The organism is Rhodococcus sp. T2V (assembly GCF_029269925.1).
Taxonomy (GTDB): Bacteria; Actinomycetota; Actinomycetes; order Mycobacteriales; family Mycobacteriaceae; genus Rhodococcus_F; species Rhodococcus_F koreensis.
Window position 1 is genome coordinate 284084 of record NZ_JARJBD010000003.1, and the last position, 13394, is coordinate 297477.

The 13394-nt window shown below is 66.5% G+C and carries 11 protein-coding genes and 1 pseudogene; 1 reads left to right on the forward strand and 11 read right to left on the reverse strand.

What is annotated here, in order from left to right; genetic code table 11:
* The first annotated feature begins 248 nt into the window (after positions 1–248).
* Positions 249–2411 carry an MMPL family transporter gene (locus tag P3H15_RS04805; protein ID WP_276136187.1) on the forward strand — a complete coding sequence of 721 codons (2163 nt, stop codon included), beginning with the start codon at positions 249–251 and terminating at the stop codon, positions 2409–2411.
* A 108-nt stretch (positions 2412–2519) separates the two neighbouring features.
* On the opposite strand, the gene P3H15_RS04810 is transcribed toward P3H15_RS04805, so the two are convergent.
* From P3H15_RS04810 to P3H15_RS04860, 11 genes and pseudogenes are all read right to left on the reverse strand, one after another.
* The gene (locus P3H15_RS04810; protein WP_346348749.1) at positions 2520–3458 is read right to left on the reverse strand and encodes a hypothetical protein; all 939 of its coding nucleotides are present in this window, start codon (positions 3456–3458) and stop codon (positions 2520–2522) included.
* A gap of 79 nt (positions 3459–3537) precedes the next feature.
* Positions 3538–4134: a hypothetical protein gene (locus P3H15_RS04815; protein WP_276136203.1), complete on the reverse strand. Its 597-nt coding sequence runs from the start codon at positions 4132–4134 to the stop codon at positions 3538–3540.
* 134 nt (positions 4135–4268) lie between these two features.
* Entirely contained in the window at positions 4269–5516 is a 1248-nt protein-coding gene (locus P3H15_RS04820; RefSeq protein WP_276136189.1) for an MCE family protein, read from the reverse strand.
* Positions 5513–6799 carry an MCE family protein gene (locus tag P3H15_RS04825; protein ID WP_276136190.1) on the reverse strand — a complete coding sequence of 429 codons (1287 nt, stop codon included), beginning with the start codon at positions 6797–6799 and terminating at the stop codon, positions 5513–5515. The genes P3H15_RS04820 and P3H15_RS04825 overlap by 4 nt, the downstream gene beginning before the upstream one ends.
* Positions 6796–8052, reverse strand: a complete 1257-nt coding sequence (locus tag P3H15_RS04830) for an MCE family protein (RefSeq protein WP_276136191.1) — start codon at positions 8050–8052, stop codon at positions 6796–6798. The genes P3H15_RS04825 and P3H15_RS04830 overlap by 4 nt, the downstream gene beginning before the upstream one ends.
* On the reverse strand, positions 8052–9047 hold the full coding sequence (locus P3H15_RS04835) for an MCE family protein (RefSeq protein WP_276136192.1): 996 nt from the start codon (positions 9045–9047) through the stop codon (positions 8052–8054). The genes P3H15_RS04830 and P3H15_RS04835 overlap by 1 nt, the downstream gene beginning before the upstream one ends.
* Positions 9044–10123, reverse strand: a complete 1080-nt coding sequence (locus P3H15_RS04840) for an MCE family protein (RefSeq protein WP_276136193.1) — start codon at positions 10121–10123, stop codon at positions 9044–9046. Before P3H15_RS04840 ends, P3H15_RS04835 begins: the two co-directional genes overlap by 4 nt.
* Positions 10120–11478, reverse strand: a complete 1359-nt coding sequence (locus P3H15_RS04845) for an MCE family protein (RefSeq protein ID WP_072940037.1) — start codon at positions 11476–11478, stop codon at positions 10120–10122. The genes P3H15_RS04840 and P3H15_RS04845 overlap by 4 nt, the downstream gene beginning before the upstream one ends.
* Positions 11475–12335, reverse strand: coding sequence for an ABC transporter permease (locus tag P3H15_RS04850; RefSeq protein ID WP_005258256.1), 861 nt, complete (start codon positions 12333–12335; stop codon positions 11475–11477). The genes P3H15_RS04845 and P3H15_RS04850 overlap by 4 nt, the downstream gene beginning before the upstream one ends.
* A gap of 4 nt (positions 12336–12339) precedes the next feature.
* Complete coding sequence (locus P3H15_RS04855) at positions 12340–13134, reverse strand: ABC transporter permease (protein WP_005252107.1); 795 nt, start codon at positions 13132–13134, stop codon at positions 12340–12342.
* Between the two features lie 9 nt (positions 13135–13143).
* Positions 13144–13394: pseudogene (locus tag P3H15_RS04860) on the reverse strand (ABC transporter ATP-binding protein); the annotation flags it as partial.

Consider the following 13394-nt stretch of genomic DNA (forward strand, 5'->3'; position numbering starts at 1 on the left):
TACACCCAAACTCAGTAGATGTCGAGTCGGGCACCCGAAACAGCACCCAGCCGGGCGCTCGGCCACGCGTCACTGCGCATGTTCACGCATCAGAGTGACGCGTGATCATCGCGGCGTCAAGAGTCTGAGGGCGTGTCGTGTCGTTTCGCGAGGCCCGCGGCTCGTCCCGGCACCCCTTTCCAGCTGCCGACGGGCGGTGAACAATATGCCCACGCGATCGCCGTCGATTTCTCGAGGGAAGCAGAGCCGTGACGCGCTGGAGTTCGTTCGTCGTCGCCAGACCGAAGCTGGTTCTCGCCGCCACGGTGCTGCTGGTGCTGCTCGGCGGGGCGTGGGGTTCGGGGGTGTTCGACCGGCTCAGCCTCGGCGGGTACACCGACCCGGCCAGCGAGTCCGCGCGCGTCGAGCGCCTGATCGAGGGGGCTTTCGGCAGGCAGACCCCCGATCTGGCGGTGACCTACCACGCGCGTCCGGGTTCGACGATCGACGACCTCGGCCCCGAAGTCGCCGCCCACCTCGCGCGGATCGACCCCGGCGTGCTCGCCGACACTCCCCTGTCGTACTGGTCCGCGCCGCCCCAGGCGAAGGAGTTCCTGCGGTCCACCGACGGCACCGAGGGACTCGTGGTGCTGTCGCTGAGCGGCGACGAGAACACTCGGATCTCCGCGTACCACGACCTCCGGCAGCTGCTGGTCATCGACGGCACGGCCGCGGAGTTCAGCGGTTTCAGCGCCGCCGCCAACGCCTTCAACGAGGTGTCCGAGAGCGACCTGTTGCGGGCCGAGGCGGTGTCGTTCCCGATCCTGCTGCTCCTGCTCCTCGTCATCTTCGGCGGCCTCGTCGGCGCGGCCGTACCGCTGTGCGTCGGCGGTCTCGCGATTCTCGGCGCCCTCGGCGCTCTGCGGGTGATCTCGTACTTCACCGAGGTCAGCGCATTCTCGGTGAACATCGCGAGTCTCGTCGGGCTGGGCATGTCGATCGACTACGGACTGTTCGTGGTGACCCGGTTCCGTGAGGAGCTGCGGTCCGGCACAGGCACCGACGACGCCGTCCGCCGGACGCTCGCCACCGCGGGCCGGACCGTGGGGTTCTCCGCGCTCCTCCTGGTGTGCGGTTTCGTGGGCATGCTCGTGTTTCCCCAGGCCATCGTGCGGTCCTTCGCCTACGGCGGGATGGCGGCCATCGCGATCGCCGCGGTGCTGACACTGTCGGCACTGCCCGCCGCCCTCGCACTGCTCGGGCCTCGCATCAACTCGCTGACCTGGCGACGGGGAGTGGTCGAACGCGGCGAGGACCGGGCGCACCGGTTCTGGGGCGGCGTCGCCGAACGCGTGATGCGGCGGCCCGTCCCGATCGCGACGGCGATCGTCGCGGTGCTGCTGGTGCTCGCCGCGCCCCTGGCAGGCGCGTCGCTGGGCGATCTCGATCACACCGGACTGCCGGCGGGCCATCCACTCCGGGTCGCCGTCGACGATCTCGCCGCAGATTTCCCGCTCGCCAACAACGGGGCGACGCTCGTGCTGCAAGGCAGCGACGGCAAGGCGCCGCGGCCGGCCGCCACGGCAGAGTTCTTCGCAGCGACCGCTGCGGTCGACGGGGTCCAGCGGGTGGTGCCGGTCGGCGCCACCGACACGTTCGTCGCCATCCGGGCCGTCTTCGACGACGCGGACCGGACCGCGGGGGCCATGGCTACGGCCGCCGCCCTGCGCGACCTCCCCACCCCGGACGGCACCGTGAAGATGCTGGGTGGTGTGAACGCCCTGACCGCCGACGGGCTGGACGCGATGGGCGCCCGGCTGCCGTGGATGATCGGAATCATGGTGGCCGTCACCTTCGTGCTGATGCTGCTCGCGTTCCGGTCCGTGGTGCTCCCCCTGAAGGCGATCGCCATGGCCACCCTCAGCCTCGCCGCCTCGTTCGGTGTGCTCACGTGGATCTTCGAGGACGGTCACGGCGCAGATTTTCTCGGCGTGACGCCGGGGCCCCTGCCCGCGACGATGGTGGTCCTCATCATCGCGGTGGTCTTCGGGCTCTCGACCGACTACGAGATCTTCCTGTTGTCGCGGATGGTCGAGGCCCACGACGCGGGCGCGTCCACCGAGGAGGCCGTGCGGATCGGCACGGCGCACACCGGACGCATCGTGACGGCGGCGGCCGCACTCCTGATCGTCGTCACCGGAGCGTTCACGCTCTCGGAACTGACGATGATGCGGTTCATCGGTCTCGGCATGATCATCGCGCTGCTCATCGACGCCACCGTCATCCGCATGATGCTGGTGCCCGCGCTGGTGAAGTTGATGGGCGAGGCCAATTGGTGGGCACCAGGATTCCTGGCACGGAAGCCGGCCACCCCTGGGCCATCCGACCGACCGAAACCGTCACCACAGCAAGGGGTTCCCATTCAATCGTGAAGGTGTTCCGATTCCCGTAACCGATTCACTCTGCCCGAGAACTCAATTCGACGCGCGACGTCATCCGGCGTACGAATCTCGTTCCGGTCCAAACCTTTCCGAAATAGGTCAGCCCTCGCTGTCGGAGATGTCGGACAGCACCCATTTGCCGTCGATCTTCTCCATCTTGATCGACAGCGGCGTGGCGGCACTGCCCTGAGCAACGGCGTCACCGGTGGCGCTGACGTTCATGTGCGCGAGCAGTTCGGCGCGGTCACCGTCGAGCACCGTGACCCCGATGTCGGTGACGGACGCCTGCGTGGCCGTCTTGGTCTGGATGGCAGCTTGCTTGGTCGTGTCGGCGGTCGAGTCGAACTCTTCCCGCTTGGCGTCATCGAGATAGCCGCGCGCCTTGTCGAAGTCCTGATCGATCGTCTCGTAGCTGTAGGTGTACAGCGTCTCGATCGCCTCGGTGCCCGCCTTGGTCACCTCGGCGGTTGCTCCCGCGTCGACCCACGCGGTGTTCGTGATGTTCGTGATGTTCGCTCCGGGTTTGAACGCCGCGACGACCGCGAACACACCGAGCACCACCGCGACCGCCCCGAGGATCCCGACGAGCTTCCACGTGACGCGACCGGTCCCGCTGCGTGCGTCGGTCGCGGTCTCGGCGACGGCGGGAGCCTGCTGCGTGCTGATGCGCGGTTGAAGGTTGGGAACCTTCGCCTTCCCCGCCGACACAGCCTTCGCCGTCGACACAGCCTTCGCCGTCGACACCGTCTTGGCCATCGATACGGTCGTGTCCGGGTCGGGCTTGTCCGCGGCGGGAGCGTTCGTCGTCTCGGGAACCGGTGCCGTGCCGGTGGCGGCCGCGGTCGCCGCGGCGGGCGTCTCGGCCTTCTCGACCTGTTCCGGCTTCTTCACCGTGTCCGGCGTTGTCACCGGTTCCGTCTTGTCGACCGGGGTGTCCGATCGGGGAGGCTTCGGCGTTGTCTGACGGGTCCCCGCTACGCGCGGACGCCTGCCCTTTGCAGCGCTGTCCGGCACGTTGTTTCGGCGCTTGGGGGGCATAGTTCACCACTTTCTCATTGCACGACGAGCTGTCGTCGACGTGGACACCACGGCAGCACGCCGCCGCGGCACATCAGGACTACTGGCCGCTGCTGTCGCCCTCGGGCACCTGTTCGGCCGGCGCCTGCTCGGCGGGAGCCGGTTCGGTGGGGGCCGGGGCGGGGGCCGCGCCGGCGGCGGGCACCGGACCGCTCTCGAGCGGAATACGTCCGCCCACCGGTTCGACCGACGAAGCCTTCCAGACCCCGTCCACGTCCTGGACGTCCATCCGCATCGTCACCTTGGCCTTGTCGAAGCGGTCCGGCCACGTGGTGGTGACGGCCACGACGACCAGCGCCTTCGCGGTGCCGTCGTCCGTGTTCAGTTCCGTGAGTGTGCCCTGGATCAGCTCGGCCTTGCTCGCCGCTCCCGATTGACGCATCTGGTCGGTGAACCCGTCCACGGTCGCCTGGAGGTCCTGGTTCATCTTGTCGCCGGTGATCGACGACTTCATGTTCTCGAACGATCCTTCGAGGTCCGCGGAATCGACCGAGTTGAGATTGATCGCGGCCTGCTGGGCGCCCGTCAACGCGGAATCGCGTGCGTCGGCGATCGGCTTGTCCACGAAGAGCGCTCGCGCCCACCCGAAGCCGAACCATCCGGCTGCGACAACCGCGATCACCACCAGTGCGGTCACCGCAGCAAACGAGGCCTTCAGAGTTCTGTCCTTCCCCGGAGCCGGTTGTCCCGACTCCAGGGGCGTGGTAATTCGCGTCACACCAATACCCTACTGATTGTTATCTTCAACTCGCCCTCGGCCGGAACCGAATGCTACTTGGGAGTAACCCCGAGGAGCGGCGCGAGCTGCGTTGCGATGGGATTCAAGTTGAGAGTGTCAGGCATGACCTTCGGCTTGAAATCCCACGGCTGGATCGTGTCCGGATCGGCGAACACGATGCGGTCTGCACTTCGCACACCCGTCACGCTTCCCTGGGGAGCGTCGCAGTTAGCCTTCGCGTTGAACGGGAAGTCCTGCTGGGTGTCGTCGAAGTTCGGGTCCTGCCGCTTCATCTCGGCCAGGATCTCCTGCGTCCCTTCGTAACCGAGTGTGCACGACGGCGGATTGTTGGTTTCCAGGACGATTCCCTGATGCACCGTGCCGTCGCCGGGGGCCACGGTCGACGCGGACGCCGCGATGGCAGGCAGGAACATCAGGATCGGCCGCAGCGCGATCGCCTGCGGAGCCAGCTTGTCACCGACCGCGGCGAGATTCGTCAGGTCGGTGGTGAGGCTCGGACCGATCTCGTTGACCAGCTGACCGACCTCGTTGCTCGCCGGGATTCCCTTGTCGATGATCGCGCGGAGATCGGGGTCGCTGGTCCGCAGCTGCGCGGCGACCGCGTCGAGGTCCGAACTGAACTGCACGATCGCGGACGACTGATCGGACTGCGTCGCCAGCACCGTCTGGCTGTCCCTGACGAGTGCCAGTGTCTGGGGCAGGACGTCGAGTCCGTCCTTCGTCAGCGTGGAGAGTGAATCCGCGAGCGTCTGCAGATCCTCGCCCTTGCCGTTGAACGCCGTCCCCAGCTGGGTGACGACGGTGCGCAGCGAGTCGACCGGAACCGATCGGACCAGACCGTCGGTTGCCATCAGCACCTGCTCGACCGGAACAGGTGTCGACGTGTCGGCCTCGGTGATCACCGAGCCCTGTTCGAGGTACGGCCCCTGGTCTGTATCGGGCTGAAGGTCCACGTACTGCTCACCGATCGCGGACCGGTTGGCGACGACGGCCTTGGCCGACGCCGGGATGTCGGGCCCGCCCGAGGAGATCTTCAACTCGACGTTGATGCCGTCCGCGGTCAGCGACAGGTCGCCGACGCGGCCGACGGGAACTCCGCGGTACGTGACCTCGGCGTCGGTGAAGATGCCGCCGGAGTCCTTGAACTGCGCGTTCACGTCGTACTCACCGAACCCGAGCAGATTGTCGAGGCGGACGTACTTGGCGCCGACGTAGACCAGCCCGAGCATCGCCACGATGGCGAATGCGACGAGCTGGATCCTGACCAGTCGTGACCTCACTGTCCACCCCCGATTCCGAACTGCTCCAGCAGTCCCCCGAGCGGGTTCTGCGGCGGTGCTGCTGCGCCGTTCCCTGCACCACCGTTGCCGGCGGGCGCGGTGCCGGGGAGCCCCGGGATCCGCAGACCCGTCGGGGCGGGGACGATTGGCGGAATCGGCAGCAGGGACACCGTCGGCCACCCCGGCTTCGGACCGTTGCCGTTGTAGTACGGGTTCGACGGATCGACGATCGGCTTGGGATCACCGAACTTCGGCGGCACGTACACCGGGTCGCCCTGGCCGACGCCGAGTGCGCTCAGAGCATCACCGATCTGCAGGTCGACCGTGAGGAACAGGTTGACCGATCCGCCGAGCGCGATCTTCTCGACGCCGTCCGGGAACGGGACGGTCGGGATGAACGCGAGCGAATTGGGCAGGTTGTCACCCGAATCGGCGAGTGCCTTCAGGGTCGGCCGCAGTGCGAGGAGATCCGCGATCAGGTTGTCCTTCGACCTGTTGATCACGTCGGTTCCGACGGTGCCGAGCCGGTCCAGTTGGGTGAGCATCTGGGTGAGCTGCGGGCGCTGCTCGTTGAGCACTTCCGCCGCGATCGGCAACTCGTCGAGGATCAGTCCGATCTTCTCGTTCTGTTCGTTCACGCGCGTGGTCAGCGCGTCGAGGCCGTCCAGGGCGCGGGTGATGTCGTCGCGCTGCTGGTTGAGACCGTCGATGAGCGTGTTCGCCTGTTCGAGGAGTCCCCGGACCCGATCCTCGCGCCCGTCGAGTGCGGTGGTCAGTTCGTGCACGATCGGCTGCAACTGGCCGACGCCGCCACCGTTGAGCAGCAGCGACAGCGCGCCGAGAACCTGCTCGATCTCCGTGGCGTGGCGGGTGCGGTCGAGGGTGATCGTGTCGCCGTCCTCGAGGCGCGCGGGATCCTTGTCCTCCGGCGGCTCGGACAGCTGGACGAACTTCTCACCGAGCAGGTTCGTCTGCTCGATGGCGGCGACCGCGTTGGCGGCGAGATCGACCGACGAGTCGAGAACGACCTCCACGTCCGCCGTCCAGCCGTCCGGCGCCACCTTGATCGTTTCGACCCGGCCCACCGGGACACCGTCGACCTTGACCGCGGACTGCGGGACGAGGTCGAGGACGTCGTCGAACTGGATCGTCAGATGCATGGGGTGTTCGCCGACATCGGGACCGCCCGGTAGTGGAACCCCGTAGATCCCCTCCGACGAGCAGGACGTCACTGCGATGGCGACGGCGCACGCACCGGCGCCGAGGATTACCGACCGATTCATTCGCCCTCACCTCCCGTTGCGCCTTCGAATCGCGGCGACACGACACCCGGCACCGTGCCGGGAGTGACCGTCCGCTGAATGTTGTCCGCACTCATGATTCCGAACGGAAGCACGAGCGACGGAGTCTTCGCCGATTGCGTGATCTGCGACGTGATGTTGGCGCAGTTGTCGATCAGCGGCTGCATCTGACGTCCGAGTTGCTCGAAACGCGGATCGCCGGGAACCAGCTTGCCGAGGTCGATCAACTTGCAGGCGACGCCGGCCGGATCCTGCAGGTCCGGGAACGCCAGGCGCGAGGCCAGGTTTCCGGATTCCGCGTCGTAGGAGTTGGCCAGGTTGCTGATCGCCAGGGGCAGCAGGGTCAGCGAGTTGACCAGCGACTCGCGGTTGTCGGCGAGGGTCTGCGTCACCGGGACCAGATCGTTCACGTTCTCGGCGAGGATCTCCCGGTTGTCGGCTACGAACTTCGAGACGTCGCCGAGGGCGATCGCCAACTGGTTCAGGGCGGCACCGAGGTTCTCCCGCTCCCCCGCCAGGAATCCGGACAGGTCGGAGAGCTGCGAGTTGAAGTCGCGGACCTGCTGATCGTTGGCCGCCAGTGCGCCCACGAAGACCTGGAGGTTCTTCACGGTGTCGAAGAGGTCGCCGCGACTGTCGTTGAGCGTGCGGGCAGCGTCGGACAGCTGGGTGATGCTCTGCCCCAGCGCTTCACCGTTGCCGTCGAGGTTGGCGGCGCCGGTCTCGACGAACTGCGACAGCGCCCCCTCCTTGTTCGCCCCGTCCGGGCCGAGCGCGGTGGAGAGCTCCTCGATGCTCGCGTACAACTGGTCGACCTCGACGGGCGTCGCGGTGCGGTCCCGCGAGATCACCGCGCCGCTGGCCATCTTCTCGCCGCCCGTGTAGGCGGGCGCGAGCTGAATGTAGCGGTCGGACACCACGGACGGCGTGACCTGCGCGGCCTTCGCGTCGGCGGGAATGTCGACGCCGCGATCGACGCGCATGTCGACCTTCACCTGATCGCCCAGCGGCTCGACGCCGTCGACCGACCCGACCTTCACACCGAGGACCCGCACATCCGAGCCCTCGTAGATGCCCACCGACTTGTCGAAGTACGCGGTGATCTTCGTGGTGCCCGCCAGGGTGAACACCCACCACAGGGCGCCGGCGATCACCAGCGCGACGATGACGATTCCCACGATGAGGGCGACCCCGCCGCGTCCTCCGCGGTCGGCTCCGTTGTCGACGTCTGCCATCAGTTACCCCCCAACGTGCGGACGGGTTCGCGCGGACCCGGAATGTCGGGCAACCCCGGCGGCAGGAGGTTCACCACGACCTGGTCGAACCAGCGACCGTTACCGACCACGTTCGTGTACAGGCGGACGAACGGCTCGTACAGTTTCATCGCCTTGTCCAGGTTCTCGTTGTTGGCCTTCAGGATCTCGACGACACCGTCGAGCTGTTCGAGCGCGGGACCGATGGCGGCCTCGTTGTCGCGCACGAGTCCGGTCAACTGCTGCGACAGCCGCTGAGTTCCGGTGAGCAGCTGGGAAATGGACTGCTGACGGCTGTTGAGCTCACCGAGCAGCAGCCCGGCGTCGCTGATCAACCGGTTGAATTCGGCGTTGCGATCGGCGAGGACCTTGGTGGTCTTGCCGGTCGCAGCGAACAGCTTCTGCAGTTCCTGATCGCGGCTGGCGATGGTCTGCGACAGCCTGCTGACACCGTCCAGCGACGCGCGGATCTCCGTCGGAGTCCCCTCGAACGCCTGCGACAGCGTCACCATGCTCTGCGCGAGCTGATCGGAGTCGATGTCACCCACCGTCTGCGCGGCGGCCGAGAACGCCTCGATCACGTCGTACGGCGACGTGGTGCGGTCCAACGGGATCGTGTCACTCGGGTTCAGCGTGTCCGAGCCGCGGGGGTCGAGGGCCAGGTACTTCTGGCCCAGGATCGTCTTGATCTGGATGGACGCGGACGTCTCGTTGCCGACCCACGCATCCGACACCTTGAAGGCGACGTCCACATGGTCGCCGTCGAGTTCGACGGAACTGACCTTGCCGACCTTGACGCCCGCGATCCGGACCTCGTTGTCGGGCTTGAGGCCCGCCGCCTCGGTGAATTCGGCGTGATAGGTCGACCCGGCGCCGATGAACGGCAGCGAATCGAGGAAGAAAGCCGACAGGGTGGCCAGCAGCACCACGAGAATGCCGAGGGCACCAGCCACTGCCGGGCTGCGACGTCTGCTCATCGTGTCTGCAACTCCTGTAGGCCGTCCTGCGTGCACCGTTTCGCCGAGTTCGTATAGATCGGCTGGTTGACGGTGGGCAAGCCCGTGGGCAGGTTCAGTTGGGGCGCGGTACCTGGTCCTGCGACGATGTCGACTCCACAGAGGTAGAACTGGAACCAGGATCCGTAACTGGCCGCCCGGCCGAGCTTCTCGAGCTTCACCGGAAGCGTCTGGAGAACGCTGTTGACCGTGTCGGAGTTGCGGTTCAACGTCGTCGCCAGCGTGTTCAGCGACGTGATGGATTCCTGGATGGACGGTCGGGTGGGTTCGAGCAGATCTGCCGTCGCGTCGGTGAGTCCCGCGAGGGACGTCACCGCCGATCCGACGGTTCCCCGCTCGTTCGCCAGGCCCGTGACGAGCTGCTGGGTGTTGACGATCAGCGAATCGAGTTGATCGTCACGCTGATTCACCGTGGCGAGCACGTCGTTGAGGTTGTTGATCACCGCACCGATCACCCGATCCTTGTCGGCGACGGTGTTGGTGAGGCTTGCCGTGTTCTTGACGAGTTCCGTGATGGTTCCCGACTCACCCTGGAACACCTGGATGATCTGGTACGACAACTTGTTGACGTCTTCGGCGCTGAGGGTCTGGAACAGCGGGCGGAAGCCGTCGAACAGCGTGGTGAGGTTGACGGCAGGCTTGGTCCGCTCGATCGGGATCGTGTCGCCGCCGCTCATCTTCATGCCCTGCTGGCCCTCCCCCTGTTCGAGCGCGATGTAGCGCTGCCCCACGAGGTTCCGGAAGCGGATGGTCGCGGTGGTGCCGGCCGGCAGCCAGTCCCGTTCCGACACCGTGAACTGGACTTCCGCCTCGCGGTCGTCGTGGATCGCGATCTTCTCGACCTGACCCACGCGCACACCGGCGATGCGGACCTCGTCGCCCTCGTTGAGCGAGGTGACGTCCGAGAAGATCGCGTTGAACTTGGTGCCACCGCCCCCGCCGAGGTTGGCGATGGTGGCGGCGAGCAGACCGGTCGCCAGGATGGTGACCACGGCGAACACGATCAGCTTGACCAATGGTGCGGTCAGACCCCTCACTTGAAGCTCACCTCAGTCCCCCTCATGGTCGGCGCGCCGACGAGTGTCGTCCAGCTCGGCACATCCTCCGGTGCCATTCCCCCGGCCTCGCCGTAGACGACGTCCAGGGTGTCCTGCTCCATCTTCGAACCCGCATAGCTCGCGGGCGTGACCTGAGCTCCGTACCCGGGGACCTGATCGGGGACGCCGGCGGGCGCCGGGAAGAAGTCGATGGTCGACGGTCCGGGGTTCCGCGACGGCACCTGGTAGGCGCCGTCGTTGTAGGACGACCCGCCCGGGTACTGCGGGAACTTCCCGCCCGGTGCGGTGACGTTGTCGTAGCAAGCCGGTCCGCGGTTGTCGAGCAGGCGCGGCTCGTCCTGGTTGGGCACGTAACGGCCCTTCGGGTTGACGAACTGCACGCTGGCGCGCACACCGGGGTACGGATCGTCCGGTGCCAGTAGTTCGCGGGCAACGGGAGCAGACTTCGCGAAGCCCGCGAACGTGCACTCGAAGCTCGGCGAGTAGCGGCCGAGAATCTGCAGCGCCTCACGCGAATCGGCGGCGATGCTGACGATCGACTCGGCGTTGGTCTGCAGCAGATCCGCGGTGCTCGACGCGGTTGCGGTCAGCGACACGAGCAACGTGGAGATCTCATTCTGCTTCTCCACCACGGTGTTTCCGGTGGTCCGCAGGCTGTCGAGGGCGTTGACCAGATCGGGCGCCGCCTCAGAATACGTCTGCGAGAAGTCCGCCAGACCGCGCAGATCCTCCTGGATGGCGGGAAGCTCGGTGTTCAGCCCGCCGAAGATCTCCTCGAGTCGGTCGAGCGTCAGGCCGAGTTCGGCGCCGCGGCCGCTGAGTCCCTGGGACAGCGCGCCGAGCGTGTTCGCCAGGTCCTGCGGCGGAATCGCCTGCAGGAGCGGCAGCAGGCCGTCCAGAACCTCGCCGACCTCGACGGCGTTGCCGCTCTTGTCCTGACGCAGCGTGTCACCGGCCTGGATCGGCGGAGCCGTGTCGCCCTCCGGAACGATCAGCGACACATAGCGTTCACCGAACAGTGTCTTGGGCAGCAGCCGCGCCGTCGCGTTGGACGGGATCAGCGGTGCCTTGTCCGGCTGGATCGCGAGAGCGAGCGTGACCTCGCCCTCCTGGGGGGTCGCCGAGCGCACCTCGCCGACGATGAGGCCACGGACCTTCACGTCCGCATTGGGCGGCAGGGCATTTCCGGCGCTGTCGGTGAGGAGGTCGATCTTGACGACCTTGGTGAAGCTCTTGTTGAACATGCCGATGGTGAAGGCCAGGAACAACGCGAGGACAAGGAAGAACACCAGCCCCAGCACCCGTCGTCCCACAACAGATGTCGTGTTGGTCATCCGGCCACCCTCACTGTGGTCGTCGTGCCCCAGATGGCGAGGCTCAGGAAGAAGTCGAGCACGGCGATGGTGACGATCGCGGTGCGGACCGCCCGGCCCACGGCCACACCCACACCGGCGGGACCACCCGACGCGTGATAGCCGTAGTAGCAATGGATCAGGATCAGCACGAACGCGAAGATCAGCACTTTCGCGAACGAGTACAGGACGTCCTGCGGTGGCAGGAACAAGTTGAAGTAGTGGTCGTACGAGCCGGTCGACTGTCCGTTGAACACGGTGCTGATGACGCGGGAAGCGAGATAGGCCGCGAGCAGACCGACGATGTACAGCGGGATGACGGCGACGAATCCCGCGATCATGCGGGTGGTGACGAGGAACGGCACACTCGGCACCGCCATGACCTCGAGCGCGTCGATCTCCTCCGAGATCCGCATGGCGCCGAGCTGCGCGGTGAAACCACAGCCGACGGTGGCCGAGAGTGCGAGTGCCGCAACGATCGGCGCGATCTCACGCGTGTTGACGTAGGCGGACAGGAAGCCGGTGAGGACCGAGCTGCCCAGCTGTTCGAGCGCGGCGAAACCCTGCAGTCCGACGACGACGCCGGTGAAGCCGGACATCATCGCGATGACGCCGATGGTGCCGCCGATGACGGCGAGCGCGCCACTGCCGAAGGTGACCTCGGCGAGCAGCCGCAGCACCTCCTTGCGGTAGTGCACGAGAGTGTGGGGTGACCAGGCGATGGCCCTGGCGTAGAACGACATCTGCTCGCCGGCCCGGTCGAGCACGTTGAGCGGCGCACGACCGACTCGGCGCGCCGCCATCAGGGTCCGGTCACCGCGTCCCTTGGCGATTGTCATCGGGTCACGATCCCTTCGCCGGAACGATCTGGAGGTACACCATGGTCAGGATCAGGTTCGCGAAGAACAACAGCAGGAAGGTGATCACCACCGACTGGTTCACCGCGTCACCGACGCCCTTGGGTCCGCCCTTCGGATGGAGCCCCTTGTACGCGGCGATGACACCGGCGATGACACCGAAGACGGCCGCCTTGAGCTCGCCGACCCAGATGTCGGGAAGCTGCGCGAAGGCCGAGAACGATGCCAGGTACGCACCGGGATTACCCCCTTGGAGAATGACGTTGAAGAAGTAGCCACCCGCGATGCCGACGACGGACACCAGGCCGTTGAGCAGGATCGCGACGAGCACCATGGCGAGCACCCGGGGCACGACGAGTCGCTGAATCGGGTTGATGCCGAGCACTTCCATGGCGTCGATCTCTTCGCGGATCGTCCGCGCACCGAGATCCGCCGTTACAGCCGAGCCCGCAGCTCCGGCCACCAGTAGTGCCGTCACCAGCGGGGAACCCTGCTGGATGACGGCGAGCACGCTGGCCGCTCCCGTGAACGACTCTGCACCGAGCTGCTTGATGAGCGATCCGGTCTGCAGTGACACCACTGCGCCGAACGGAATCGCGACCATGGCCGTGGGCAGGATCGTGACGCTGGCGATGAACCAGGCCTGTTCGATGAACTCGCGGAACTGGAATGGCCGTTTGAACGTGTTTCGTGCGACGTCGACGAAGAGCTCGACGATGTTTCCGGCCTGCGTCAGCGCACCGTTGACCGGCCGCAAGACCGAGCTGCGGGTAACCCCCATCCGATATGCCTACCCTTGCCCGTGAGTGGTGTTTTCGTATCCTTCGCCCCGGTATGCGGGGATGACCTGTGTGTCTTCCTGGCTGTATGCGTAGTCGTAACCGCCGCCGCCGTTTCCGCCGGAGGTCTCGTCGAGGCTTTCCTGGATCGCGATCTGCGCGTTCTCCGGCAACGTGTGCATGATGTGCCGCACCCGCTCCTGACGACGGGCCACGGCCTGCCGGAACGGCATCCCCGGCGTCGCCTTCATCTGCGGAACGA